This window comes from Arthrobacter sp. MP_M4 (genome assembly GCF_035984855.1).
GTDB lineage: Bacteria > Actinomycetota > Actinomycetes > Actinomycetales > Micrococcaceae > Arthrobacter.
The window spans coordinates 82019-109005 of sequence record NZ_JAXCHX010000011.1 but is presented as its reverse complement, the minus strand read 5'-3'; the positions used below and the strand labels follow the sequence as shown (position 1 = coordinate 109005).

Genomic DNA, 26987 nt, shown 5'->3' with positions numbered 1-26987 from the left:
ACAGATGCAGGATATTCAAAAGGCATTTCATGACCTCCTCGAAGTCACTATCCACCTCTCACATATAGCCGGTCCACCAAGAGGGACCCGGAGCAACTGGACTTCTACACGGGGACCCAACCATCGCCACTGCCGCCGCGGTTACCCGAGTATAGGTGGCGGCGCGCGGTGTGAGTCCGTTGGCTGCAGGAAGTCGTCCAGTTGCTTCTCCAGTGCCGTACGGTCCTTGAGCTCGCATTCCCACACGGTGAGGACCTCCCAACCCGAGTCTGCTAGCTGCCTGCGCTGTTCGGCGTCCCGGGTCCGGGTCCGGGTGCGTTTGGTTTCCCAGAACTCCGCGTTGGCCTTCGGCGCATGCTGCCCCACCCGGCAGTCGTGGAAGTGCCAGAAGCAACCGTTGACGAAGATAACTTTGCGGCGGCCCGCGAACACCAGATCGGGATGGCCGGGCAACCGTGCTCCGCGGACGGCGCCGTGCAGCCGGTATCGATAGCCCTTGGCATGCAGAAATTTGCGGACTTGCAGTTCAGGCTTGGTGTTCTTCCCGCGGATCCGGGACATGTTCCAGCTGCGCCACTCCGGGGTCAACTGGTCCGCCATCGTTTAAGTCTAGGCGGCCTGCGGCGTCAGACTGGCTGCTAAATCTCCCGCTCTGGATGCTCGCCGAACTGGAAGTGTCGGCCGCTCACCGAGGTGGGCTCGATCTCTACATAGAAGTCCTTCAGGGTGGGCACCCAGGGCTTGAGCTCCAAGGCCTCTGCCGCTTCGATCTCGGCGGACTGCTCCAACACCCGGGCCGTGCCACGAAGAACAACTGACCAGGCCTCTTCGGACAGGATGCCGTCCGTCTCGAACAGGATCTTGGCGTTAATGGTCAGCTCGGCAAGCTTGTTGCCCGGGGCTGTGCGGAGGTAGAGCTTCCTGCCGCTGACGGCGTAGTTCACAGGAAAGATATCGGGCTCGCCGCCCACGATCAGCACCAGCCTGCCGTGCTTGGTGCTCTCGATCAGCTTCCAGCTCTGATCAGCGTCAAGGACGAGGATGGGGTTTTCGCCTTCATGTTCGAACATCATGGGTTCATTGTTCTGGGCTGTATGGAAAAACACCAGAGGCTAACGCGGGGAAGTCACCGTGAATCGGCGTGAGGTGGCACTGGTGCGGCGAAGCGACTGAACAGCACCTGGAATGTCCGACCCCGGCCATAGTCTGACGCTGCACCGGGGATCGAGTGCGCCGGTGGTCATGCCGGCGTCTGTGGATAACTTGGATGTCCAAAATGTGATGTCGGTTACCCTTAAGTCATTGTTTGGCTTCAGGCGTCTTGATTTCTATCGGGGGGAATAGCTGACCATGACATCCCGCACTCCGTTCTTCGGCCATCGCAGACAAATTTGCGCCGTCTTGGTCGCACTTTCCCTGTTCCCGATCACAGCCTGCACCGGCGGGGGAGCAACGCCGGGAGCGACGGCGGCACCACCGTCCTCGAGTCCGACCGGGTCGCTTACTCCGACGCCAACGCCGACACCGACGGCCAGTTACAAGCCCGCCGACGCCTCTGGCCGGGCGCAAAACGTGCCCGTCCCCGCGTTGCCGGAAACCGCCAAGGCCGAGACGAAGGAAGGTCTGGAGGCGTTTGCGCGGTACTGGTTCGATCAGTTGAACTTCGCATATGAAACGGGCGATACCTCAGGATTAGATTCGGTGACATCCCCGAGTTGTCAGTTCTGTTCCAACATAGTGCGCTCCCTGACGACAAACTATGCTGACGATCGCTGGCTGGCCGGTGGGCGCATTGAGACTCCCTCCATAAGCACGACCTTTGAACGAGGAAGTGACGGCCAGTACCAGGTTGTAGTGCAAGTCCAACAGGCGATGATCACTTATTTTGAGCCGGGAGGCGTCGAGTTTCGCGAATCCACTCAACCATCCGACACGGGAAACGTCTTGCTTGTGAAATATGCGAGTGATTCATGGCAACTCGCCGCACTTCATCCGATCCGATGAGTGGCCTGGGTCGCCTCGATCGACGTCACATCCGTCAGATTTTCGCAGTCGCGTGCATAATTCTCGGATTTACCCTTTCTCCGCCCTCCGCGGTTGCGGAGGGCGATGGCATAGATGCTGGTTTTGGCAATCAGGGCGTCAACGTCGGGGGCTGGCGTCTGGATCCAGCGACTGGGAAGTTCGTGGCGCTTCAACCGGGTAGCCCCAGTGCCGACCCGTACCAATACAAATATGAACTCCAGTGCCACCTCGGCGCTGGAGACTTTGACACGAACTGCCTCGCGGACCTTGTGGATTGCAAAAACGGCCCGGACGGCAAAGACGGCATCCCGGTCCTGTGGCTGAAAGCACCGGCCGGCGTACCAAATCCCACATGGACGTACCACTCCGGACCCACGTGTCTCTTTGACCCAAGGCCGGAAGACTTGCTGCCCCGGATCGCAGCGATGATCCAAACGGAGTTCCAAAAGCTGCCAGTCAGTGCAGGCTCGGTCACCGCGCAACCCAGTCCCCATACCCTTCGGGGAGCCGAGACCAATTTTTTCGCCGACGTGGCTGAGCAGCAGTTCGACATCACAATTTTGGCCCAAAAGGTGCACGTCGCTGCCAAGCCCGTCCGATACACCTGGAGTTATGGCGACGGAATCTCGCTGGGACCGCAGGCCGCCACCGGAGGACCCCTCCCGCAGGACCGCTGGGGTGAGAAGACTGCCACCAGTCACGTTTATGCCCAGACCGGTGATTTCTCGGTGGTGCTGACCACCCATTTCCAGGGCACGTACTCGGTCAACGGCGGACCACCCCTGCCAATCCCGGGGCAAGGGCAGTTCAGTGCTCCACCGCAGCCCGTCAGTGTCTGGCGTTCCATCACGCGGAACTATGCTGACGACTGCCTCCGCAACCCGCTGGGCCAAGGTTGCCCCGGCGTCGCACCTCCGGCTCACTAGGACAGAGTCGAGCCAGAAGGGGCTGAGTGAGACCAGACTGGGAGGCAGCGTGAGCGCTTGATGCCGCCTACGCCCGCAGTTCCCGGTCCAGTCGCTCCATCCGTGCCGTCACCAGCTGGGCGCGTGGATTCAGCGGCCCGAAAAGCTTCGCAGCCAGCGCCGCAGCGGCCGTGTCCGTGGACCCCATATCGGACGTGCACCACCGCAGCATCAACCCGGCATCGCCACTGGCCCGAACCGAGGCGCCGACGGCTTCATTGAGTTCATCCCGCAGGAAACCGATGGCGAGGTTGTTGGAACGATTGAGAATTTTGGCCGGATAGGCCGCAACCGCCGCATGAACCCGGCCCTCCCGCAGGTGGCCTGCCACCGCCGATGCGTCTGTCTCAACCCCGACCGAAGACGAAAAACGGTAGGGGTTTGCCTCCACTACCTCGCCCAGCACGCTGCGGATCCGGTGCATCTCGGTCCGGATCGCCGCTGCGGTGCCCGCATCGCCGTGGATTTCAAAGGCTAATTCGTCGGCGCTCCAACCCCGTGTCCGGGAGGCCAGTAAGGCCAGGATCTCGGCCCGGCGCAGTGTCAGCGGGCGGCGGGTGCCGCCGTCGAGCGCTGCTGACGGGGCGTCTCCCAACAGCGTCAACTGGACCCGGACTCCGGAAGAGGCCCGCACTGAGCTGTCGACACCTGACCCGCTGCGCTCCGGGCGGCGGGAACCGTCCGCGGGAGCCGCGGATTTCAACAGCTCCTCGGCCAAGCGCACCCCGCACCGCACCAGACGAAGGCTGTCCGGTGTCACGGATTCGAACGGGCCGGACACGTCCAAAACACCGAGGACTTCCCCCGTCAGCGGGTCACGAATCGGCGATGCCGTGCAGGCCCAGTCGTGATGGGTCCGGACGAGGTGCTCCGCCGAGAAGAGCTGCGCCGGCGCTCCCGTCACCAAGGCCTCGCTGATGGCGTTGGTTCCCACCCCGGCCTCAGACCAATCCGCGCCCTCGACAAACTCCAGCGAATCCGCAAGTTTCAACGCTTGTTTGCTCCCCACACGCCAGAGCACCTCCCCGTCGTGATCGGTCACGATCAGCAGATGGCGCCCGGTGACGGTCTCATCGGCCAGGAGTTGGGACAGCGCAGGCATCACAGCCGCCAGCCGGTGGCCGGCACTGAGCGAGCGGGCCTCGGAAACTTCATGCCGGTGGACGGGTCGGTGTCCGTCGGGATTGATACCCATGGCAAGCGAACGCTGCCAGGACTTGATCAGGGACGGCGACAAATGCGGGCTTGGCGAGCCGGAGACCGAGGCTTCATGTGCCTTACGGAGGGCCCGGGCGTACTCTGCCGGCGCGGAAAATCTCAAGTCCGAGAGCTGCGTGAAAGAGCGACTGCCCGGCCGCATGATCATGTTCCCAACTCGCCCTCGAATCGTCGGACCCTCCAGCTCAGGCCAGCCCCTGACCGGCGGAACCAAGGCCGGGATCAGGAGCGCTCTGTGTAACCCGATTGTAACCCCCGGTGATCTTTACTTGTGAGGCGGGTCACTGCACGGACGGCATGTCCTGCAGCGGCATCCGCCCACAGTTGGCAACGGAAAGAGGAATCATGCCTGAGACACCCAATGGCGTGGTCGAGGCGTGGCTGGCGCAGTTCGATGAGGCGCTGCGCAGCCACGATACGGACCGCGTGCTTGACCTGTTCGACGACGATTCGTACTGGCGCGATTTCGTTTCCTTCACCTGGAATCTCAAAACTCTGGAAGGTAAAGAGGACATCCGGCGCATGCTGGATGCAACCCTCGACGACGTGCGGCCCAGCAACTGGACCCTGGCGGAAGACGCTACCGGGGATGCGGCCAACACCGAGGCTTGGGTGGACTTTGAGACCGCCCAGGCCCGGGGCTACGCCCATCTGCGCCTCCGCAACGGCAAATGCTGGACCCTGCTCACCACCATGCAGGAACTCAAGGGCTTCGAGGAAAAGAAGGGCCCCAACCGGGAGAAGGGGGTCGCCCACCAAATCACCAAGGGCCGCAAATCATGGCTGGAGCTGAAAGAAGAGCAGGAAGCCCGGCTCGGCTACGAAGACCAGCCCTACACCGTCATCATCGGCGGCGGCCAGGGCGGGATCGGGCTGGGCGCCCGGCTGCGGCGGCTTGGCGTGCCCACCATCATCATCGAAAAGAACGATCGCCCGGGTGACTCCTGGCGGAACCGTTACAAGTCCCTCCACCTCCACGACCCGGTCTGGTACGACCACCTGCCCTACATCAAGTTCCCGGACGACTGGCCGGTCTTCGCGGCCAAGGACAAGATCGGCGACTGGCTGGAGAACTACACCCGGATCATGGAACTGAACTACTGGTCCAAGAACGAATGCACCGCCGCCCGCTTCGACGAATCCGCGCAGGAATGGGTGGTAGAGGTGGTGCGCGACGGCGAACCCGTCACCCTGCGTCCCAAGCAGCTGGTCTTCGCCCTCGGCGTGTCCGGGTACCCCAGCGTCCCCACGTTCGACGGCGCCGAATCCTTCCAGGGCGAGCAATACCACTCCTCCAAGCACCCCGGCGGCGGAGACTGGACCGGTAAAAAAGCCGTGGTCATCGGTTCCAACAACTCGGCCCACGACATCTGCGCCGACCTCTGGGAACACGGCGCGGACGTCACCATGGTCCAGCGCTCCTCCACCCACATCGCCCGCAGTGAATCCCTCATGGACCTCGCTCTGGGAGGCCTGTATTCGGAGCAGGCGCTGGCCAACGGCGTCACCACGGAAAAAGCCGACCTGCTGTTCGCCTCACTGCCGTACCGGATCCTGCCGGAAGCCCAGATCCCCGTGTACGCGGAGATGGCCGAGCGGGACGCCGAGTTCTACTCGCAGCTGGAGGCAGCCGGCTTTGATCTGGACTTCGGCGTCGACGGTTCCGGCCTGTTCCTGAAATACCTGCGGCGCGGCTCCGGCTACTACATCGACGTCGGCGCCTCGCAGCTAATTATCGACGGACGGGTCAAGCTCGCCAACGGCGAGGTCGGCAAGATCACCGGCAACGCCGTCGTCATGGCCAACGGAACCGAACTGGAAGCCGACGCCATCGTCTACGCCACCGGCTACGGGTCGATGAACGGCTGGCTGGCCGATCTCGTTTCTCCCGAGGTGGCCGACGCCGTCGGCAAGTGCTGGGGCTTCGGCTCGGACACCCCGAAGGACCCGGGACCGTGGGAGGGTGAGCTGCGGAACATGTGGAAGCCCACCAACGTGGACCAACTCTGGATCCACGGCGGCAATCTGCACCAAAGCCGCCACTACTCCAACTACTTGGCGCTGCAGCTCAAGGCCAGAATGGAAGGACTCCCGACGCCGGTCTTCGAGCGCCAGCCCACGCACCACACCCGCTGAACCGCACCTGCCGTGACATCCGCGCCCCCGGGAACCACACTGGGGGTGACGGCCCTTTCCCTGACAATCCAATGACCTGCTGTAGAAGCGCCTCACCCGGGCGCTTCCACAGCAGCAACGCGAAGGCAGAACACCATGAAGGCAGCACGTTTCCACGCCCGCAACGACCTCCGAATCGAAGACATTCCCGAGCCGGAGCTGCGCCCCGGAGCGGTGAAAATTTCCGTCGCCTGGTGCGGCATCTGCGGCACCGACCTGCATGAGTTCCTGGAAGGGCCCATCTTCACCCCGGCGCCCGGCCATCCCCACCCGCTTTCCAGCGAAGCCGCCCCGGTGACCATGGGCCACGAATTCTCCGGCACGGTCAACGAACTGGGGGAGGGCGTGAGTGGTCTCAAGGTCGGGGACAACGTGGTGGTGGAACCGTATCTCGTCTGCAATGAATGCGGCCCGTGCCGAAGCGGCCACTACAACCTGTGCACCAAGCTGGGCTTCATCGGGTTGGCAGGGGGCGGCGGCGGCCTTAGTGAGACCATCGTGGTCGACGCCCGCTGGGTGCACCCCGTCGGTGACATCCCGCTGGATGAAGCGGCGCTCATTGAACCCCTCGCCGTCGCCTACCACGCCGTCGGCCGCGGCGGGCTCAAAGCCGGGGACGTCGCCGTCGTCGGCGGCGCCGGCCCCATTGGCCTGCTCACCGCAGCGGTCCTCAAGGGCCTGGGAATCACCACCATTGTCACCGAACTGTCAGCGGCCCGGAAGGAGAAGGCGGTCTCCTCCGGTGTTGCGGACCATGTCCTCGATCCGAGCTCGGATGACGTCAAGGCCCGGGTGCTGGCGCTCACCAACGGCCTCGGGGCAGACGGGGCCTTTGAATGCGCGGGAGTGAATGCCGTGCTGGACACGATGCTCGACGTCGTCAAGCCAGCCGGCGTGGTGGTTAACGTTTCGATCTGGGGACGTCCGGCAACGGTGGACATGCAAAAGATCGTTTTGAAAGAAATCGACCTGCGCGGCACCATTGCCTACTGCGGCGACCATGCGGCCGCGATCAAGCTCGTCCAGGACGGCAAGGTTGATCTGAAACCCTTCATCACGGGCAGAATCGCACTCGATGACCTCGTGGACAAGGGCTTCGATACTCTGATCAACCACAACGACACCGCAGTGAAGATCATCGTTCATCCGTAGTGATCCGGGTCTCGTCCGGAATAGTTGCAGGCGCCCCGCAGTTACCTCCAGTGAACCCAATCCCTGGTGAAAGGAACTGCGCATGCTGTTTTCCCCAATGACTCTCGGCGAGATGGAACTGCCCAACCGACTCGTGATGGCGCCGCTGACGCGCGTCCGCTCCGGTCAGGAAGGCATCCCCGGGCCCCTCGTCGTCGAGCACTACCGGCAGCGGGCGTCCCTCGGACTGATCGTCAGTGAGGGCACGTACCCCAGCCACGCCGGCCGGGGGTTCCCGGGGCAGCCCGGCCTGGTGACCGAGGCCCAGCTGGAGGGCTGGGCCAACGTCACCTCCGCCGTGCACGCCGAGGGCGGCCGCATTTTCGCCCAGGTCATGCACGCCGGACGTGTCACCCATGAAGACACCACCGGCGGTTACCAAGTGGTAGCACCCAGCGCCATCGCGATCGACGGTGAAACCCGCACCTACACGGGCAAGCAGGCGTTCCCTGTTCCGCACGCCCTGACCGCCGACGAACTGCCGGGCATCGTCCAGGAATTTGTCACTGCGTCCCGCAACGCGATCGGTGCCGGGTTCGACGGCGTCGAGCTGCACTCAGCCAACGGTTACCTGCTGCACGAATTTCTGACCCCGTCCGCCAACCAGCGCGACGACATTTACGGCGGCTCGCCGGAGAACCGTGCGCGCTTCGTCATTGAGGTGACCCGCGCCGTGGTCGAGGCCGTGGGCGCCGACCGCGTTGGCATCCGTATCTCGCCCGAGCACAATGTCCAGGGAGCCGTGGAGAGCGAGGCAGCCGACGTCCGCGCAACCTACGACATCCTGGTGGATGCGCTTGCGCCCCTGAAGCTCGCTTACCTCAGCGTCCTGCACAAGGAGCCCACAGGCGACCTGGTGCAGGATCTGCGCAGCCGCTTCGGCGGCACCTTCCTGCTCAACACCGGCTTCGGCGTCATCACCACCCGCGAGGAAGCCACGGCCTTGGTCGCCGACGGCCTCGCTGACGCCGTCGTCGTCGGACGCCCGGCCATCGCCAACCCGGACCTTGTCCGCCGCTGGCGTGAAGGGCTCCCGGTCAACGAGCCGGACCCGTTGACTTTTTACGGCGAGGGCGCCAAGGGCTACACGGACTACCCGGCGTACCAGAACTAGGTCCGCCAGCTTCACCCTTCACCACTGGACATGTCCCCTCCTGGCGACCCCGGGACCGGACATGCCCATTGGCGGCCACGGACAGTGGGCAGAATGCGATTCTGCCCACTGTTCGCGTTTAACAATGGGCATGTCCCGTGGGCCTTGGCGCGAACAACGGGCATGTCCGGTGGGTGCGGCACAACAACGGGCATGTCCGGTGGGTGTTGGGCAACGATGGGCATGCCCGGTGGGTGCTGGGCAACGATGGGCATGCCCGGGTGTCAGTTGGGGGCGACCGAGCGCTGGCACAGCCCGATGAACCCGCCAAGCTGCTCCAGGCCGTCGGGATGGGCAGGAAGGTAGTTGGTGAGTTCGGGTGCGCGGATGACGACGGCGCGCCACTGCCCGCGGGACACTGCCACATTGATCCGGTTGCGGGAGAGCAGGAATTCCATCCCGCGCGGAGCCTCCGCCACCGCCGAACACGCCATGGACACCATCACGACGACGGCTTCCTGGCCCTGGAACTTGTCGACGGTCCCCACCCGGACACCGGCCAGGGACGCGGCGTCGAGGGCTTCGCGGATAACGTTGACCTGGGCGTTGTAGGCGGCCACCACCAGGATGTCGGCGGCTGCCAGCGGCCGGCTGCCGTCCTCAGCATGCCAGACCAGGCCCAGGTGGCGCCGCGCTTGCCGGACGACTTCGGCGGCCTCCTCGCGGGAGGACGTGATGTTGCCGCTGTGCTCCACCAGCACGGTCTCGATCCCGGCGGGGACCCCATCGAGCCTCCGGAGGTCGGCGGCCGGGGCCGACCGCAGCTTTCCCTCATAGGAGAGTTCGGACACGGCCAGGCACAACTCCGATGTCATCCTCCACGAGTCGGCCAGGAAATAGCCCAGCTCCGACGGCAGCGTGGCATGGCCGGCGGAAACCCAGCCCAGAGCCGACTCATCCACCGGTTCGGGGTGGGCGCCCTGGCTGACCTGCGGCAACTGCTGGGGGTCGCCGAGCAACAGCAACCGGCTGCTGGCCTGTGCCACGGCGAGGGTGTTGGCAAGCGAGAACTGCCCGGCCTCGTCGATCACCAGCAGGTCCAAGGACCCGGCCGGAACGTTGGCTCCCGTCATGGTCCAGGCGGTGCCGCCGATGAGCGCGCCACCGGGGGAGTCGAGCAGCCGTGCCACGTCCTGGGCCGAGCGTTGCTCCCACGGGAGCGGCTCACCGTGCTTCACGTCCTTGGCCACGCGGACTGGATCGACGCCGGCTTTGGTCACAGCCGTCTTGAGCAGGTTCTCCACCACGGCATGGGACTGGCCGACCACCCCGACTTTCCACCCCCGGGCCACCAGGCGGGCGATGACGTGGGAGCCCACGTGGGTTTTGCCCGTCCCGGGCGGGCCCTGGACCGCGATGTAGGAATGGTCCAAGGCGCCGACGGCCGCCGTGATCGCGTCTATGAAGCGGTCCTCGCCTGCCCCTGGCGTGGGGAGCGGCGCACCGGAGGCCAGCCGTGGCGGAACACGGCGGACAAGATCCAAGGCCGGATGCCGGGGAAAACCGGACGCCCCCGCCTGTAGTCCTGCCGTGACGGTGGAGGCCAGCGCGGCGAGTGCGTCCTCGAGGCTCTTGGTCTGGATGGGCTGGTCCTCGGTCAGCGCCACGGGGACCTGGCTGTAGGGTTCGACGGTCTTGCGGAGTTTGTCCCGGATGACGACGGTGTCCCTGCCGTCCTCCTGGCCGAGTTCCAGAACCTCGGTCCCGAACCACCCGTTGCGTCCGGTGCCGTTGATACCGGTGCCCTCAAGCCCGGCCGGAAGTGGCGGGTCGTACATCCGGAACCATTTACTGCCCTCGCGGAGGTCCGAGCCGGGGCTGAGAGTGCCGACCAGCTTCACCCTTCGCTCCGGTAGCTTGGCGCCGTCCTTCCACCAGTCCTCCAGCACGTGGGCACTTTCCACCAGGAAGACGTTGCGGTCCTGCTGGTGGTGGGTGTCCGGGCCGTTCTCGCAGCGGTCGAAGTGCGCCCACCAAAACGCCTTGCGTTCCCGGCGGTGATAGCTGACGGCAGCTGCCAGCATTGAAACAGCTTTCCGGTCGTCCTCGGACAGCCCGACGCCGGACTCCGCCAGTTTCCCGAGTGTCACTTCCAGCGGATCCAGCGGATTCAGCGGATCCAGCTCCGCGGTGGTCGGCGCAGAGCCGGCGCCGGGGTTGCCGCCGGACGTGGCCTCGCCCGTGGCCCCCTCGCCTGCCGGTTTGATGCCTCGATCGCTTGCCAAGCCCAGCAGCCAGTTCCGCAGCTCCAGTGTGGAGAGGCAGTCGTATTCGTTGTAGTCAGAGATCCCGGCGAGGATGGTGGCCGCGTCCTCGGCCCGGCCGTCGTCGCGGGCGTCGCAGTAGTGGGCGTAGGCCACCACCGAGGCTCCGGCGTCTTTCACGTCACCGGAGCGCAGGTTTGTCCCCATGTACAGCGGCTCGAGTTTCTTGATGCTGTAGGAGTTCTCCGAGACCCGAATGCTGTTCCGGACCGTCTGGTAGAGGTCCACCAGAAGCCCGTCGCGCAGCCACTGGTCCACGGTGTCTTCGCCGGCAACGTGCAGCACGGAGAGCTTCCGGAGGGCGGTTTTCTCGTATGCGGCGTAGTGGTAGACATGCATGTCCGGGTAGTCCTGCCGGCGCTTCTCCACATAGTCGAGAAAGTCGAGGAATGCTTGTTTTTCGGCTTCCCGGCTGTGGGCCCAGAACGGCCGGAACACTCCGGGCACGCCGGGCCCAGCGGGTGCTTCGACGACCCCGAACAGGTATTCCAGTCCCCAGACGCCGGTGGCGTTTTCCTGCCACAGAGGGTCGCCCTCGAAGTCGAAGAAGATGTCTCCGGCGCTGGGCGGCGGCAGCTCGGCCAACGTGTTCCCGGGAACCACCCGGTAGCTGATGGAGTGGTCGGTTCCGTCCTTGACGAACCGGACGCCGCCGTCGGTCGGGCCCACACCGCACTGCATCCGGGCTTGGTCCTGCAGGCGCAGCAATGCCGAGTTCGCGTCGGGAAGCTGTGCTTCCGCGAATTCCTGCACCGTGAAGATCTGGCGTTCGTGCAGTGCCTTGCGCTGTGCCGAATTCATCCGCGCCACGAGCAGGAGGTCGTCGGTGGCAGCGACCTGCTCCTGGCAGTAGTCGCAGCGGCCGCACGCGCTGACCCCGGGGGCGCCCCACTGAATGGTGCCGGGCTGCGCAGTGTGCGAGGAGGTCAGTGCGACGAAGCGGTCCCTCCGCTCCCGGAAAACCGGCAGGATCTCGGCCAGCTTGTGGTGACTGCGGACGTAGTCGAAACCCCCGTCGGGGAGCGGGACGGTGGCACCGAGGACCAGGGTCACAGCGGGATCCGTGCGGATTCCTGCCTTCAGCAATTGGTCCCCGTAGGCGGCAAGCTGGAGCAGCGCGGTGACCTTGGCGTGGCGGGCCAGTTTGGTGTCGAATACTGCGTAGCTGGCGTCGGTCTGGCGGACCAGGAAGTCGGAGCGGCCGTGGAACTGTCCGTCGAAGAAGGCCGCCTGGAACACGACGTCGGCGCCGGCGCGCAGGGCATTGATGGACTCGCGGTGCTTGGCCTGCAGGGTGGCGCGGTCCATGGCCACAGCCTCTGCGACGTCATACACGCCCCTCCCGGCGGCCGGGTCCCAGTGGCCGAAATCCCGGACGAAGCCGTCCAGGACTTTGCGTTCGTGGACATCACCGAGCGCGGCGGCGTGCTTGAGCATCTCGTCGTCCTCGAAAACGGCCTTGGCGGACCGGCCCAGCTTTTCATCGAGCTTCCTGAGCAGCTGATATTCGCAACTGGCAGCGGTCACCAGGTCACTCGCGGAGAAGACCAGGTCCGGCGCGGACCCCGGAACTTCCGGTTCAAGAAAAAACACTGTGCCCCCGATGTCGATGCGCTGCACTCATGAGAAGCCGGACTGGTCGCTGGAGTGCCTCGAACGCGGCCTCGCCGTTCCACTCTTCAAGCTATCAAAGCCCTCTGACAATCCTGGTGGCACCCGGGAGAAACGGGCTGGTTCCAGTCGCAGGCCGGGCGTATTGTCTAAGAGACAATGACTGAACAGCAGCCCTTTGAGCTCATCCAGCGCTACCCTGACTTCGAGGTGCGCCGCTATCCAGCGCATGTGGTCGCCGAGGTCCAGGTTGATGCGACCTTCGACCGGGCCGGAAATGCGGCCTTCCGATACCTTTTCAACTACATCACCGGCAACAATGTGGCCCGGCAGTCAGTAGCGATGACGGCCCCGGTGATCCAGGGGTACGGCCCTTCACAAAAGATCGCCATGACGGCCCCCGTTCTCCAAAGCGGGGCGCTGACAGGGGGTGAGGGCCCCGGCGAGTACGTTGTGGCCTTCGTCCTGCCGGCAGCGATGACAGCTGAGACGGCCCCGGTTCCGACGGATCCGGTCGTCAAGATCCGGGAAATGCCCGGTTCGGTGACCGCCGCGCTTGTCTTTTCCGGCAGTGGGTCGAGAAGCGCGTTCGACAAACGCAACCAACAATTGCAAACCGCGCTGGCCAGCGCAGGCCTGACCGGCGTCGGCCTGCCACGGTTCGCGCGCTTCGACCCGCCCTTCAAGCCCTGGTTCCTCCGCCATAACGAAGTCCTCCAGGACATCGAACAACCCCAGCCCGCGCTGTAACGGCCCCCAATAAGGCAAAATGGCAGGGTGAACCACACCCCGCAGCGACCGTCCGCGCCCGCAACAACCCGCACCGCCAAAACCGAGGCTGCTAACACCCAGGAGTCGGGCATCGCCGCCCAGATCGCCGCAGAACTTGGTGTGCAGGCATGGCAGGTTAAAGCCGCCGTGGACCTGCTCGACGCCGGCTCCACCGTGCCGTTTATCGCCCGGTACCGCAAGGAAGCCACCGGAACGCTGGATGACACCCAGCTGCGGGAGTTGGAGGAGCGGCTGCGGTACCTGCGCGAGCTGGAGGACCGGCGTCGGACCGTGCTGGAGGCGATCGCGGCACAGGGCGCACTCACGCCGGAGCTGCAGGCCGCCGTCGTCGGTGCCGACACGAAGTCGCGGTTGGAGGACATCTACCTGCCGTTCAAAACCAAGCGGCGCACCAAGGCGCAGATTGCCCGTGAGGCCGGACTGGAGCCGCTCGCCTCGGCCCTGCTGGAGCGGCCCGAGCTGGACCCGGACCGCGAAGCCGTCAAGTACCTCAACGCCGAACACTCCATCGGTGACCCCGCCGCGGCGCTCGCCGGTGCCCGGTCCATTCTGGTGGAGCGCGTCGCGCAGGACGCCGACCTCGCCGCCACGCTGCGGGAACGGCTTTGGACGCAGGGCCGGATGGTGTCCCGCGTCAAAAAGGGCAAGGACGCCGAGGGGCAAAAGTTCAAGGATTATTTCGACTTCTCGCAAGCCCCCGCCGGGATGCCGTCGCACCGTGTCCTGGCTCTGTTGCGCGGCGAGAAGGACGGGGTGCTGGAATTGGACCTCGCCGAGGCTGAACCGAACGACGACGCCGCCCTCACCGCCGCGCGCGGACGGTATGAAGCAGCGGTGGCCCGGTTCCTCGGGGTCGCCGACCGTGGCCGGCCCGCCGATGCCTGGCTGGTGCAGACCGCGCAGCTCGCTTGGCGATCGAGGGTGCTGGCACGGTTGGCGGCTGACCTGCGCAGCCGGATGTTTGCCGCTGCCGAGGACGAGGCCGTGCGGGTCTTCGCCGCAAACCTGCGCGATGTGTTGCTCGCGGCGCCCGCCGGAAACCGCACCACCCTGGGACTGGATCCGGGACTGCGCACCGGTGTGAAGGTCGCTGTCGTGGACGGCACCGGCAAGGTCGTGGCCACTGATACCGTCTATCCGCATGCCCCGGCCCGGAAATGGGATGAGGCGCTGCGGACGCTTGTAAAGCTGGCACGGACGTACGGCGTCGAACTCGTGGCGATCGGCAATGGCACCGCCTCCCGGGAAACGGACAAACTCGGTGCAGAGCTGCTCAAACAACTCACCTCCGGCCCGGACTCACCCGTTCACGGGTCGGCCAGCCAGAACTCAGCCAAACTGAACTCAACCAGCCCCGGCGCCAAACCGCAGAAGATCGTCGTCTCGGAAGCCGGCGCCTCGGTGTATTCCGCGTCGGCACTGGCGGCCGCTGAACTGCCGGGCATGGACGTGTCCTTGCGCGGGGCGGTGTCGATCGCGCGGCGGTTGCAGGACCCGCTCGCTGAGCTCGTGAAGATCGAGCCGAAGTCGATCGGCGTCGGGCAGTACCAGCACGACGTCACCGCCGCGAAACTGGACCGCAGCCTCGACGCCGTGGTGGAAGATTGCGTGAACGCCGTCGGTGTGGACGTCAATACGGCGTCCCCGGCGCTGCTGAGCCGCGTGGCCGGCGTCGGGCCGCTGCTGAGCGAGAACATTGTCGCCTACCGGAACGAGCACGGGCCGTTCCGCAAGCGCAGTGAGCTGAAGAAGGTCCCGCGGCTCGGGGCCAAGGCGTTCGAGCAGTGTGCCGGCTTCCTGCGGATCAGCGGGGGAGCGGAGCCGCTGGATGCCTCCAGCGTGCACCCGGAGGCGTACCCGGTGGCGCGGAAGATCAAAACCGCCGCCGGCGCAAAGGGCCAGGCCACGGAAAGCTACGCCGCGCTGAACCCGCAGGATTTCGTCGACGGCGCGTTTGGCCTGCCCACGGTGCAGGACATCATCGCCGAGCTCGAAAAGCCGGGCCGGGATCCACGGCCGGTTTTTGCTGCGGCGACGTTCTCGGAAGGGATTGAGAGAATCTCCGATCTCCGGCCAGGGATGGTGCTGGAGGGAACTGTCACCAACGTGGCCGCGTTCGGTGCGTTCGTCGACGTCGGGGTCCACCAGGACGGCCTGGTGCACGTCTCCGCGCTGGCCAACCGCTTCGTCTCCGATCCCCGCGAGGTGGTGAAGTCCGGTCAGGTGGTTCGGGTCAAGGTGCTGGAGGCGGATCCGGAGCGCAAGCGCATATCGCTCACCTTGCGACTCGACGACGACCTTTCTGCCCCCGACGGCGGCCCGGCTCCCGGCGGGCGAGCGGCCGCGCGGAATGCGTCCACGCAGCAACCCGGCAAACACGCGCCCGGGAAGCAGGCCCCCGGGAATCAGCAGCCCGGGAAGCAGGCGCCAGACAGGCAGCAGCCCGGCACGCAGCAGTCCAGAAAGCAGCCTGATCGTCGGACCTCCGCTGCGCCTGCGCTACGGTCGAAGCCCGCGCCTGTGCCGGCCGACACCGCGATGGCCGAGGCGTTGCGGAACGCCGGACTCGGGCGCTAGCGCCACCACTTAGCGCGGATTTCCTACCGCTCGGCGCAGGAATACTACGTTTGCTGATCATTTGGACCATGATTGCCGGAGGCAACGGCACGTTTCGAGGTCGTTCGCCTCTGGACCGCTGGACGCTGTGGTCTTCGACGAACAAGGGAAATACATAATGGGCTGGCTGGACCGAGACCGCACAATTGCCCCGCCGGGATTCAACCGGTGGCTGGTGCCTCCCGCAGCCCTTGCCGTGCATTTGTGCATCGGCCAGGCCTACGCCACCAGCGTCTACAAGACAGCCCTGGTGAAGCATTTCGGTGCCAGCCTGACCGAAATCGGCGTGATCTTTTCCATCGCCATCGTGATGCTGGGACTCTCCGCGGCCATCATGGGCACCTGGGTGGATACGAACGGTCCCCGCAAGGCCATGTTTACCTCGGCCGTGTTCTGGGCCAGCGGCTTCCTGGTCGGTTCGCTCGGCATCTTTACCAGCCAGTTGTGGCTGGTCTACCTCGGTTATGGCGTCATCGGCGGAATCGGCCTGGGCATCGGTTACATCTCGCCGGTGTCCACCTTGATCAAGTGGTTCCCTGACCGCCCGGGCCTTGCCACCGGCATGGCCATCATGGGCTTCGGCGGCGGCGCCTTGATCGCCAGCCCGGTCTCCACCGCGCTGCTGAAGATGTACGACCCCAACTCCGGGGCCAAGGGCTGGGTGGCCAGCGGCGACTCTGTTGGCAAACTCTTCCTCACCCTCGCCGTCATCTACCTCGCCTACATGCTCTTCGGCGCCTTCACCATCAAGGTCCCGGCCGACGGCTGGAAGCCGGCCGGCTTCGACCCCACCAAGGTCAAGGCTGCCAAACTGGTCACCACGGAACACGTCTCCGCCAAGAACGCCGTCAAGACCAAGCAGTTCTGGCTGGTCTGGGTGGCGCTGTTCTGCAACGTCACCGCCGGTATCGGCATCCTGGAACAGGCTGCACCCATGATCCAGGACTTCTTCCGCCAGTCCGACGGCGTGTCCCTCGTCAGTGCCGCCGTTGCCGCCGGCTTCGTCGGCCTTCTCTCCATCGGCAACATGGCAGGCCGTTTCGCGTGGTCTGCGACGTCGGACATCACCGGTCGCAAGCGCATCTACATGGTCTACCTCGGCGTCGGCGCGGTGCTCTACACTGTGCTGGCATTGGCCGGGTCCACCACCACCGTCCTGTATGTGGTCCTCGCGTTCCTGATCATTTCTTTCTACGGCGGCGGCTTCTCGACGGCACCGGCTTACCTGCGTGACCTGTTCGGCACGTTCCAGGTCGGCGCGATCCACGGCCGGCTCCTGACCGCCTGGTCCGCAGCCGGCGTCGCGGGACCGCTGATCGTCAATGCTTTCCTGGATGCCCAGGGCAAGCCCGGGCAGTTGAATGCTGCGTCCTACCAGCCTGCGCTGCTGACCATGGTGGGGCTGCTGGTCATCGGCTTCGTAGCCAACCTGCTGGTCAAGCCGGTTGATGCCCGGTTCCATGAGCCACGCCCGGACCGTGTCCGGTCCGACGAACCTGCCCTGGAGGCCTGAGATGAGCACTGTACAGACATCCGCAAAACAGTCCACCGGGAAAATTGTGATCGCCTGGGCGCTGGTAGGGATCCCGCTGGGCTACGGCGTCTACGAGACCCTCACCCGCGTGGCAGCCCTCTTTGGCTAACCCGGCTGGAAGCAGCCACGCCCTGCACCCACACGCCCGGTAAGCGGCCGCAGCACCACGCTCACGCTGACCCTGGTGCGGCGGGTGGCCAGGGAGGTCGCCGCTGGGGTCATCCGGCGGTGACAAACAGGACCAATGGCAGCTGCCCTTGGTCCTGTTGTGCACCATCGAGGGCGTGTTGTGCGCCATCGTGGGCGGCAACTCGCGTAGCAGACCATCGGCGCGCCCGCGCTCCGTACGACATCGATGCCCGGGTCGTTCTGGCCGCACCCACGGAAGCCAGGGGGCGCCGTTGCCGAGGACAGGCTGGCAAGGACGTCATCGCCGGGTTGGAACGCCTCGGGGGACTGGCTGGAATGGCCGACCACTGGACTCTGGTCTTCCGGTTCTCTAAAACCGGCGTTTGTTTGAGCAGGAGGCTCTCAGCCGCGGGGCCGCAACTGATCCAGAAACTGGACGGACTCCGCGGTGATCTGCTTTCGGGCCTCATCACGGCTGACGCCCATCGTGCCGTCCCCGGGCTGTTCGCCATAGTCCCCGAAAAAGGCGTGGACTCCACCCTCTACGGTTACAAAGCGGGTGGCGGGTGGCAGGAGGGGTTTCGACGCGGAGATTTTGTCCGGGGTCGAGAGCCCGTCATTGGAGCCGGAGATCGATAGCACCGAGAGCCCGGTGGAGCCCGCCATGCTGTCCACGGGGTAAGAGGCGAAGAGCAGAAGTCCGGAGATATCGGCGTTCGACTTTGCGAAGGAAGATGCACTCACCCCTCCCAAGGAATGACCGCCGACTGCCCAGGATGTGATCTCAGGGTGGACCGCCATGATCCCACGGGCTTGGCCCGAGTCAAGCAGCGAGATGCCCAGGGGCACTTTCAGGATGACCACCAGATGGCCCGCGTTGGCGAGGGGACCCAGGATGTCCTGATATGCGCGGGCGTCGACCCGTGCCCCGGGATAGAAAATGAGGCCCGTGCTGGCTTTGCCTTCGGGAGCCAGTGTGATCGAGGTGGTGTCCTCGGTTGTCGTTCCCGTGGTTTGGCCGGTCGCTCCGCTGGGCTGGTGAGCAAAGGGGTTGAGCCATGCCATGGCGGCGACGAGACCCAAGGCGGCGAGACGTATTGCGATGCCGCGGACCAAGGGCCAGCGCGATTCCGTGCGGTGTGGCTGCGGACCGTTTGCTGCCTTCCGCGGTTTCTTCCGGCTTGTGCGAATGGCCGGAAGAACCATCCAGAGGAGGCCGAGGGCGACGGCGGCCAGAAGCAGGATGGGCAGCGCAGGATGGCCGCCGAGCACGGCGCTGTTGCCTAACAGCATCCACAGCGGAACCGCTACCAGCGCTACCGCAGTCAAAAGGCCGCTCCAGCGCAGGACTGCCGACCATGCTTCTGTCCGCTCGGCGTGCGGACTTTCGCTGTGCCAACTTTCGACGTGCGGGGGTTTGGCGGTCAGATTTGCGTTCTTTGACGTCGTGTCTTTCACAGTTCGATGGTATCTCCATCATGGAGATATCTCTGCTGTGGGAGGACGGATCCTTCAAGTTGCTGCGCACCCGAGCCGGCGTAACTACAGCCCGTCGTTAGCTGGCGGTGTTGAGGTGTGTGGGGTGGAAGTAGCGGTTTCGTTGGGGTTTTTGGCGTGGGTCGACGTGGGGTGGGGGGATGAACCAGGGGATGCCGGTGCGGAGGTGGATGGTCCAGTGTTCTTTGTGGATGATGTGGTGGTGGTGTGAGCACAGCAGGACTCCGTTGTCTGTGCCGGTGGTTCCTCCGCGGGACCAGTAGGTGATGTGGTGCGCTTCGCACCAGGGGGCCGGGATGGTGCAGCTGGGGAAGGCGCATCCTTGGTCGCGGGCGGTGAGGGCTTTGCGGATGTGCGGCGGGAAGATCCGGGTGGCCCGGCCGATGTCCAAGACCCTGCCTTCGCTGCCTAGCAAGACCGGGATGATGTCCGCGTCGCAGGCGATCTTCCGCGCGGTCGAGGCGGTGACAGGCCCGGTGAACAACATCGCCCCCGTATGCGCCGCTGTCCCGCCGGAGAAAGAGCCGTTCCCGCACTCGGAGCCCTTCCCGCACGCAGTGCCGTTCCCGGACTCGGAGCCGTTGAGGGGCTCGGTTCCGTTGAGGGGTCCGGAGCTGCTGTCGGTCTCGGTGTCGTTGAGGGGCTCGGGGCCGTTGCCGGTTTCGTCGGTCCGGCGCAGGCGGGCCAGGAGGTCGCGGTAGTCGATGGTGACCATGACCTGGGGCCGCAGCCCGCCGGTGGCGGGCAGCAGCCCGGTGGTGAGCGCTACTTTGCAGGCACCGACGAGCCCGTCGAGGTGTTTCTGCGGCCGTGAACGCAAATCCAGCACAACACCACCACCACCACCATCGCAGGCGCCATCACTGCCACCATCGCAGGCGCCATCACCGGGGCTGGTGCTGGTGCCCGGGAGTGCCCAGTCCAAGGTGCTGCCGGCGCTGCCGGCCGGGGCGGTTGTGGTGGGTGGTGTGGGCGGGGTGCGGGGGTTCGTGGCGGTGTTCATGACTGTGAGGAGGTGTTCGAACTGTTCGGTGGTCGCGAAGATTTCCAGGTGTTCGAGTCCGTGGCGGGGTTTGCGGAGGAACACGCCCTGGAGTTGGCGCAGGAGCTCCTCGGAGGGTTCGGCGCCGTCCTGATCGATCGCGTCCATCCAGCTCCGGGCGACGCGGGCGAGGAAGTCGGGGTCGTTCTCGGCCGCCGTTTGGGTCAGGGCGTGTTCCATCCGGTCCCGGGTGTCGGTGTCGCAGAGGTGCCTTACCCGGTCCAGGGCCAGGCTGATGGTGCCCGCGGGCCGGGACGCGATGTTCCCGGCGGCGACCGCGGCACCGAGTTCGGCGTGCACGGCAGGTAAGGGTTCGCCGGTGAAGCCCTGCCGGGGCAGCAGGTCCCCGGACAGGGACAGCCGGCGCCGGGCCTCCGCGGCGCTGATCCGTAACCGGGCCCGCAGGAATTCCCCGGTGTTCCGGTACCCGTCATCCACACCACACTCGACGCCGGCAGCGACCCCAGCCGCGCCCGCGTCCCCGGCCGAGTCGGCTGGGCGGGGCGAGCCAGCATCCCCGGTCCAGCCGGCCGAGCCAGCATCCCTGATCCAGCCGGCCGAGTCGGCTGGGCGGGGCGAGTCGGCATCCCCGGTCCAGCCGGCCGAGTCAGCTGGGCCGGCCGGGAATGCCGTGGCTGCGGCCGTGGCGGGGGAGCATGGCGTTTCGCGCCAGCCGGTGGTCCAGGAACTTGCCCGCTTCGCGGCGGTAGCTGCGGACTGCTTCCGGGTCCGGTCCACGGCGGCGGCCGCCACGAGCTGCAGGTACTCCACGACCCGGGAGGCTTCCTCCACCGTCCCGGCGAAATCAGAGGCGGCCTGGAACCCCAGCAACGCCGCATCCCCGACCGCCGTCAAACTCACAGCCCTAAGCGTGGCCAGGGCGTCATCCACGCCGGACTGCCCGGTCGGATCAGCAACCCGATCCGTGTTCTGGAAAGAAATGAAATTCCTGACGGCTTCCATGAACTAAATCTACCGACGGGGTCCGACATTTTAGTCCCATCACCGTGTGGGAACGGGCAACCCCTGGAATCCGGGGGTTCGGCTAGTTTAGGCCCCGTTTTCCAGGAATCGAGGCCGGCCAAACTGGGTGCGGACCCCGGGTGAGAAGAGGACGGAGTCGGGCGGCCCCTTGACCGTGATACCGGCCGCGGCGACCAGTTGATCCTCTACATGTGTCAGTTCCGCGTGGTACAGCGGCCACTCGGTGTGGGTGTTCGGAACGTACATGGTCCTGCCCCGGAACCTCGTATGCAGACCAAACCGGGCCGTGAGGTGAAGCGACAGCGGATCTGTCGCTTCGGCGTCGAGCTCCGGAGCCGCGGCGAAATCGCTCCGGGCCCCGCCCCGGAACCGCCGCACCCAGTATCCGGCCTGAGGCCCTCTCCGCCCGGGGTGTCCTGCCGTCGGAGCCGCCCCCGCCAGCGCCACCCCCGTCGGAGCCGCCCCCGCCAGCGCCACCCCCGTCGGAGCCGCCCCCGCCGACAGACCCACCCCCGCTGACGGAGTCAAGGTGCCCTCCCCGTGGAACCCGGCCCGCGACCAGACGTATGGGATTCCGGCCGCCCGCGCGGCCAGAACAACCGCGAGCCGGGTAGCATCCAAGCTCAGGAAGACGACGCCCCGGGTGCCGTTGGGCTCGCGGGAGTAAAGGCGCACGTTGATCTCATCGAAGCTCCCGAAGTAGGGGATACCTGGCCCGCGGCCCAGGCCGGCGCCCCGCATGCGGAATCCGATCAGCCCAACCCACGCGGACCCGTCAAAACTGTCCGGGACCACCCCTCGGGGCATGAACGGGGCGGCGACGGCATCTGCTATCCGCCAGTGCAGGAAAACAGCATCTTCCCAGCGCTGATCCATGATGGTCGGGGCTGGAAGTTCAGGGGCAAGGGGCCAAAGGTCAGGGCTCATCGGTCACGGTCCGTTAATTCAACGGCCGGGTGGCTTGGGGCAGCGCGCCACCTGCCAGCAGCTCGGCGGTGGCATCGGCCAAAGCGGTCAGCGCCACGCGCTGGGTCCATGGGCCGTAGGAAATCCGTGCCACGCCAAGGTCCTGGAGCTTGGCGGGCGCCAGGGAACCGGGGACGTTGATGACGGAGATCTTGTTCCAGCCGATGCCGTCCACCAGTGCGGTAACAGTCGCCTCGTCCAGGAGGCCGGGCACAAACACGGTGGCGGCCCCGACGTCGAGGAACGCCCGGCCGCGCTCGATGGCATCGGCCAGCACCACCGAGGAGTCCCGGTCCTTGCCCTGAAGGAAAGCGTCGGTGCGGGCGTTGAGCACGAATTCGATGCCCTCCGCTTCGGCCGCACGTACCACCGAGCTCATCTGCGCGACGGCGTCGTCGAACGGCCGCATCTGATCCTCGATGTTGGCGCCGACGATGCCGACGCCGATGGCCTTGCGCACTGTCTCGCCCGGGTTGCCGTACCCGGATTCGAGGTCGGCGCTGACGGGCAGCGTAGTGGCAGCGGCGATTCGCCGGACGGCGTCGATCATTTCGTCCAGTGGAATGTTTTCCCCGTCCGCGTAGCCCTGCGAAGCGGCGATGGAGTGGCTGGCCGTGGCCAACGCGGCGGTGCCCGGGACATCAGTGACCACCTTGGCGGAGATGGCGTCCCAGACGTTAACCACCTGGAGAAGTTCGGGGGCCCGGTGGAGCCGCAGGAGTTCGGTGGCCTTGGAAGCGAGGGAAGAAACAGTTTCGGTCATGTCCTGAGCCTAGCGGTCGCCTGAGACGCACAGCTGTTCAGCCGGCCGGTGACGGGGCGGCAGCGCCCTCGGGTTCCTTCTGCCACGGCCAGCGGCCGGTGATCTCAAGTTCAAGGGAGAAACTCAGGAACGTTCGGATCAGCACGATGATGGCCAGGACGCCCACGCTTTCGAAGGTGGGCGTGACGGCCACCGTCCGGATAATGTCCGCCGCGACCAGCAGCTCCAGCCCGAGCAGAATCGATCGGCCCAGCAACTGGCGGTACGAGCGGTACAAGGACAGCGGCGCGTATCCTTCCGGCAGCTTCCGCGGCTGATAACCGCGCAGCGCCATAGGCAGCGACACAAGGGCGCCGAGCACCATCACGGCCACACCGGCCATGTCCATGAACTCGCCGACCGTCTGGATCATGTCTTTGAATTCCATGGTTCCCCTCTGAAGGATTGGGTGGGTGAATCGGACAAGGCCTTAGGGGTGCCGGACTCCGGCTCCGGTAAGGATAGCCCGGTACCCCTCACGGAACCCGGGGTATTGGAATTCGAAGCCAGTGCTGCGGAGCAGCGCATTGCTGCACCGCTTGTTACCGCCGCGAGACGGCTCACCGCGACCCTGCGAAGTCCGGGACGGCTCACCGCGACCCTGCGAAGTCCGGGACGGCTCACCACGACCCTGCGAGGTCCCGCCCGTTCCGCTTTGTTCTGCCGCGTCCGACGGCGGTCGGGGCAGTCCCAGCTCGGCAGCCAGGAAACCCAGCACCTCGCCAAGCTCACAAGGTTCGTTGTCGACGCCCAGATAGACTGGCGCTGGAACAGTTTCCATGGTGCACAGGCGCACGATCGCGGCGGCGGCATCGTCCCGGTGGATGCGGTTAGTGAAGCGTGACTCCGCCGGGATCACCGCCGAGCCCCCGCGGACCTGGTCAATGAGCCGGGTCCGGCCCGGGCCGTAGATCCCGCCGAGCCGCAGCACCACCGGAGTAATCCCGGTGCCGCTCAACCGGCGGGAGAGAAGCTCCTCCGCCTCCCGGATGATGCGGCCCGAGAACCCGCCAGGTTCCGGCGTCGTGCGTTCATCGATCCAGTTCCCGCCGGCGTCGCCATATACGGCGGTCGAGGAGACAAAAACCACCCGTCTAACGGGAGCGCCGGAGGCGAGGATGGCGTCGACAACATTGGACAGCCCGTCCACATAGGCCGCCCGGTAGGCAGCCTCGGTGGGGGAGTCCGCTGCAACAGCGACGACGACGGCGGAAGTGTCGGCCGGTACGGGCGGCAGTTCGTCCGAGCTCAGGTCAGCCGCCACGCCTTCGATCGCAGCCGGAAGTTTTTCCGGCGAACGCCGCCAGCCCACCACCCGGTGGCCCGCCTTCGCGAACCGCAGCCCCGCTTCAGTGCCCAGATCGCCGCAACCGGCCATAAGTACAGTCATGCTGGCAAGTCTGCCAGTTTTCGGCCGCCGGGGGTGCCAGTCCGCGGGCTACGGTGCCGGAATCGGGAAGAACACCCGCGGGTCCTGCAGCAGTGCCGGGTAGTCAAAGGCGGCGCGGTCCAGGATCTCGTCCACCTTGAAGTTCCGCGCGAAGCGGCCGTCAACAGTGATGGGACGGCCTAGGACCTTGCCGACGGCGAAGGACGCGCCGCCGTCGAACGGGATGGCGATGACGGAGTTGCCCGGAAGGGTGTTGAATGCCTCCTCCTGGTGCTGGCGCTTGCGCGTGGGCTTCTTCACGAGCTGCTTGGGCGGGAGCTTGCGCACCTTGGGCCGTCGTGAGCCGGAATCGGCATAGACGAATTGGTAATCCTCGTCCTCGGTCGGAGCAGTTTTGGCCTTGCCCGCGGGCGGAAGGCTGACGGTGTCCACTTTCTCCGGTTCCGTGTTATCCAGGGGCTGGCGGAGCACCCAAATGCGGTCGCCGATAGGGTCCTCCGGCAGCAGTTCCAGCCTGGGCTCGGGCCAGACGTATTCGAGGTCCAGGTCCGCGTCCGGGAACAACGGCCCGTAGAACCGCGGGTCCTTGGCCACCAGCCGGGAACGGTGGCTCAGGTGCAGCTCGGCTGCCCCGAGCCACGGGGGCATCGGAATTTTCTTAGCGTAATCCGGGTGCGCCGCCTGGGGTGCGAATTCCATGATCTTCTCGCGCGTGGTGTCCTGGCCGCCGCGGGCCGTCCACTCATCCACCATGGCCAAGCCATAAAGAGTTAAGGCGGGGACGTACCCCATCCACATCCGGATGGCTGGGTGCGACTGCCAGCCGTACTCCGGGATCACCAGCGCACGCAGGGTCTGCAGGGCTTCAACGCGCTGCTTGCCGAGGCGGGCGCGGTCCAAAACCGCGGCGCTCTGCTGGAAATCGGGGAAGGGGAGAAAAGTCTGCATCTCTCCAGTTTGAGGCCACAGAGCCAATGCACCAATTAAGGACTGCTGCAGGTGAGCGCCTTCACAATTCGGAACGGAACAGACAGCACGTGAAACCGGCGCGTAAACTAGCACGACACAGTCCTGCCGCCCCGGAGACACGCCATGCCAATGAAGCCAGCAAATGAATCACGGGTGCAGTCTGCGCCCAGCCAACTCCCCAAGTACGGGCTCATGCTGGGCCCGGAAGCCCACGGAATCCTGGTGCTGGAGGAATTCATCCTCGATCCGGCGGCCGCCCGCAAGGAACAGCACGGCTTCCGGACAGCCTTGGCCGCCTTAGCGCTGACCATGCGGCGAATCCTTGCCTTCCGGCTCCTCATCGCCGCGGTGGCGGTCGCGAACCTTCCGCTGTTCCTGCTCTCCAGCGGTTGGGAAATCTACGCCGTCTCGCTCACCCTTGTGGTGGCGGTCCATGCAGCGGTGTCCTGGCTGAACCGTCACGAACCCCAGATCCGGCAGCGGCGGATGCTCGAACTGCACCTCAACCGCGAGAAAAGCGACAACTACCGCAAAGTCCGCGACGCCGTGAAATACGTTATCGATGCCCCCGCCCGGATGAACGAGAACCTTTACCTCGAGCTGCTGGTCGCCAAGCGCGTGGCGTTGCACCTCGCCATGGGCACGGTCGCGCTGTTGGACACGAGCGATGACACCGCCTGGAAGGTGCAGATCATCCGGGAAATTCCGCGGGCCGCTCAGGTCTGACTGCTGACCGGCTCCTTTACCGCCACCGAAGCCGGCAGTAAGTGAAACTGGCCGCGACTTAGGCCAACAACACCACGCAGACAGCACGACGCCGGAGGGTTCCCCTGGGGGAACGCTCCGGCGTCGTGGGTGAAGCGCCGCTAACGAGAGCGGAAGGGCCCGAATCAGGCCGGAAGCTGCAGCACCTGGCCCGGGAACACCAGGTTCGGGTTGGTGATGGTGGCTGCGTTGGCGTCAGCCAACTGCTGCCAACCGCCGGTGATGTTGAGCTTGTCGGCGATCTTGCTCAGGGTGTCGCCGCTCTGGATGGTGTAGCTTTCCCCGCTCAGGGCGACGGCGGCAGCATGCCGCGGCGCCTGCACAGCAGCCTTGGGTGCGGCAACCTTCGGTGCGGCAACCGGTGCGGCAGCCCTGGGTGCTGCGGCCTTCGGTGCTGCCTTGGCGGGCACCTTGGCCTGGTCAGGAACTGCTGCGGGTGCCTTAACGACCGGCACGCTCTGCGGAGCGATGGCCCCGCCGCTCAGGCCCAGCTTGGCGGAGCAGGACGGCCATGCGCCCCAGCCCTGGCCGGCCTGAACCCGCTCGGCTACGGCGATCTGCTGCTCACGGCTGGCGTTGGCTGCTGAGCCGGTACCGCCGTAGGCTGCCCACGTGCTGGGAGTGAACTGCAACCCGCCCGAGAAGCCGTTGCCATTGTTGATGGCCCAGTTTCCGCTGCTTTCGCACTGTGCCAGGGAATCCCAGACGGAAGCGTTAGTGGCGGTGGGGACAGCTGCGTTGGCAGCCGACGCGGACAGGGCGACGCCGGCGATCGAGACGGCGGCAAAAGTGATGCCACGGCGCGCGGCAGTGCTGTAGGTGGATTTCTTCATGGGTTTGATGCTCCTGAGGGCCACCGGCGCTCGGTCCGTCCCCGGACGTTAACGCGCTACTGCCCG

22 protein-coding genes are annotated in these 26987 nt (G+C 65.7%); 10 read left to right on the top strand and 12 right to left on the bottom strand.

Going from position 1 to position 26987, the window contains the following annotated elements; all coding sequences use genetic code 11:
- Window positions 1–141: 141 nt before the first annotated feature.
- A complete protein-coding gene (locus RCH15_RS10430) occupies window positions 142–600 on the bottom strand; it encodes a very short patch repair endonuclease (protein WP_326960600.1) in 459 nt (152 codons plus the stop codon).
- 38 nt (window positions 601–638) lie between these two features.
- Window positions 639–1073 carry a pyridoxamine 5'-phosphate oxidase family protein gene (locus RCH15_RS10425; protein ID WP_326960599.1) on the bottom strand — a complete coding sequence of 145 codons (435 nt, stop codon included), beginning with the start codon at window positions 1071–1073 and terminating at the stop codon, window positions 639–641.
- Between the two features lie 277 nt (window positions 1074–1350).
- Here RCH15_RS10425 and RCH15_RS10420 point away from each other — a divergent pair, with 277 nt between their 5' ends.
- Window positions 1351–2004, top strand: a complete 654-nt coding sequence (locus tag RCH15_RS10420) for a DUF6318 family protein (protein ID WP_326960598.1) — start codon at window positions 1351–1353, stop codon at window positions 2002–2004.
- Window positions 2005–2555: 551 nt separating this feature from the next.
- Window positions 2556–2951, top strand: a complete 396-nt coding sequence (locus RCH15_RS10415) for a PKD domain-containing protein (RefSeq protein WP_326960597.1) — start codon at window positions 2556–2558, stop codon at window positions 2949–2951.
- Between the two features lie 67 nt (window positions 2952–3018).
- On the opposite strand, the gene RCH15_RS10410 is transcribed toward RCH15_RS10415, so the two are convergent.
- Window positions 3019–4350, bottom strand: coding sequence for a GAF domain-containing protein (locus RCH15_RS10410; protein WP_409017124.1), 1332 nt, complete (start codon window positions 4348–4350; stop codon window positions 3019–3021).
- A 203-nt stretch (window positions 4351–4553) separates the two neighbouring features.
- Here RCH15_RS10410 and RCH15_RS10405 point away from each other — a divergent pair, with 203 nt between their 5' ends.
- From RCH15_RS10405 to RCH15_RS10395, 3 genes are all read left to right on the top strand, one after another.
- Window positions 4554–6344 (top strand): NAD(P)/FAD-dependent oxidoreductase, encoded by a 1791-nt coding sequence (locus RCH15_RS10405; protein WP_326960595.1) that lies wholly within the window; start codon window positions 4554–4556, stop codon window positions 6342–6344.
- Window positions 6345–6479: 135 nt separating this feature from the next.
- On the top strand, window positions 6480–7535 hold the full coding sequence (locus RCH15_RS10400) for a 2,3-butanediol dehydrogenase (RefSeq protein WP_326960594.1): 1056 nt from the start codon (window positions 6480–6482) through the stop codon (window positions 7533–7535).
- 82 nt (window positions 7536–7617) lie between these two features.
- The gene (locus RCH15_RS10395) at window positions 7618–8688 is read left to right on the top strand and encodes an alkene reductase (RefSeq protein ID WP_326960593.1); all 1071 of its coding nucleotides are present in this window, start codon (window positions 7618–7620) and stop codon (window positions 8686–8688) included.
- Between the two features lie 263 nt (window positions 8689–8951).
- On the opposite strand, the gene RCH15_RS10390 is transcribed toward RCH15_RS10395, so the two are convergent.
- On the bottom strand, window positions 8952–12584 hold the full coding sequence (locus tag RCH15_RS10390) for a TM0106 family RecB-like putative nuclease (protein WP_326960592.1): 3633 nt from the start codon (window positions 12582–12584) through the stop codon (window positions 8952–8954).
- 177 nt (window positions 12585–12761) lie between these two features.
- Here RCH15_RS10390 and RCH15_RS10385 point away from each other — a divergent pair, with 177 nt between their 5' ends.
- From RCH15_RS10385 to RCH15_RS10370, 4 genes are all read left to right on the top strand, one after another.
- Window positions 12762–13352 (top strand): SOUL family heme-binding protein, encoded by a 591-nt coding sequence (locus tag RCH15_RS10385; protein ID WP_326960591.1) that lies wholly within the window; start codon window positions 12762–12764, stop codon window positions 13350–13352.
- 27 nt (window positions 13353–13379) lie between these two features.
- A complete protein-coding gene (locus tag RCH15_RS10380; protein WP_409017125.1) occupies window positions 13380–15971 on the top strand; it encodes a Tex family protein in 2592 nt (863 codons plus the stop codon).
- A 157-nt stretch (window positions 15972–16128) separates the two neighbouring features.
- Complete coding sequence (locus tag RCH15_RS10375) at window positions 16129–17523, top strand: OFA family MFS transporter (protein WP_326960590.1); 1395 nt, start codon at window positions 16129–16131, stop codon at window positions 17521–17523.
- Between the two features lies 1 nt (window position 17524).
- On the top strand, window positions 17525–17653 hold the full coding sequence (locus tag RCH15_RS10370) for an MFS transporter small subunit (RefSeq protein WP_326960589.1): 129 nt from the start codon (window positions 17525–17527) through the stop codon (window positions 17651–17653).
- Window positions 17654–18075: 422 nt separating this feature from the next.
- Here RCH15_RS10370 and RCH15_RS10365 read toward each other — a convergent pair whose 3' ends face one another.
- From RCH15_RS10365 to RCH15_RS10335, 7 genes are all read right to left on the bottom strand, one after another.
- Entirely contained in the window at window positions 18076–19131 is a 1056-nt protein-coding gene (locus RCH15_RS10365) for an alpha/beta hydrolase (RefSeq protein ID WP_326960588.1), read from the bottom strand.
- Window positions 19132–19228: 97 nt separating this feature from the next.
- Window positions 19229–21175 carry an HNH endonuclease gene (locus RCH15_RS10360; protein ID WP_326960587.1) on the bottom strand — a complete coding sequence of 649 codons (1947 nt, stop codon included), beginning with the start codon at window positions 21173–21175 and terminating at the stop codon, window positions 19229–19231.
- An 87-nt stretch (window positions 21176–21262) separates the two neighbouring features.
- Window positions 21263–22123 carry a YqjF family protein gene (locus RCH15_RS10355; protein ID WP_326960586.1) on the bottom strand — a complete coding sequence of 287 codons (861 nt, stop codon included), beginning with the start codon at window positions 22121–22123 and terminating at the stop codon, window positions 21263–21265.
- A gap of 13 nt (window positions 22124–22136) precedes the next feature.
- Complete coding sequence (locus RCH15_RS10350) at window positions 22137–22925, bottom strand: isocitrate lyase/PEP mutase family protein (RefSeq protein WP_326960585.1); 789 nt, start codon at window positions 22923–22925, stop codon at window positions 22137–22139.
- A gap of 37 nt (window positions 22926–22962) precedes the next feature.
- Complete coding sequence (locus RCH15_RS10345) at window positions 22963–23352, bottom strand: DUF1622 domain-containing protein (protein WP_326960584.1); 390 nt, start codon at window positions 23350–23352, stop codon at window positions 22963–22965.
- A gap of 42 nt (window positions 23353–23394) precedes the next feature.
- Window positions 23395–24354 carry an NAD(P)H-binding protein gene (locus tag RCH15_RS10340; protein ID WP_326960583.1) on the bottom strand — a complete coding sequence of 320 codons (960 nt, stop codon included), beginning with the start codon at window positions 24352–24354 and terminating at the stop codon, window positions 23395–23397.
- Between the two features lie 48 nt (window positions 24355–24402).
- Window positions 24403–25302: an MSMEG_6728 family protein gene (locus RCH15_RS10335; protein WP_326960582.1), complete on the bottom strand. Its 900-nt coding sequence runs from the start codon at window positions 25300–25302 to the stop codon at window positions 24403–24405.
- A 213-nt stretch (window positions 25303–25515) separates the two neighbouring features.
- Here RCH15_RS10335 and RCH15_RS10330 point away from each other — a divergent pair, with 213 nt between their 5' ends.
- Window positions 25516–26049, top strand: a complete 534-nt coding sequence (locus RCH15_RS10330; RefSeq protein WP_326960601.1) for a hypothetical protein — start codon at window positions 25516–25518, stop codon at window positions 26047–26049.
- Between the two features lie 164 nt (window positions 26050–26213).
- Here the strand turns inward: RCH15_RS10330 and RCH15_RS10325 are convergent, their stop codons facing one another.
- Complete coding sequence (locus RCH15_RS10325; RefSeq protein ID WP_326960581.1) at window positions 26214–26921, bottom strand: transglycosylase family protein; 708 nt, start codon at window positions 26919–26921, stop codon at window positions 26214–26216.
- Window positions 26922–26987 lie beyond the last annotated feature (66 nt).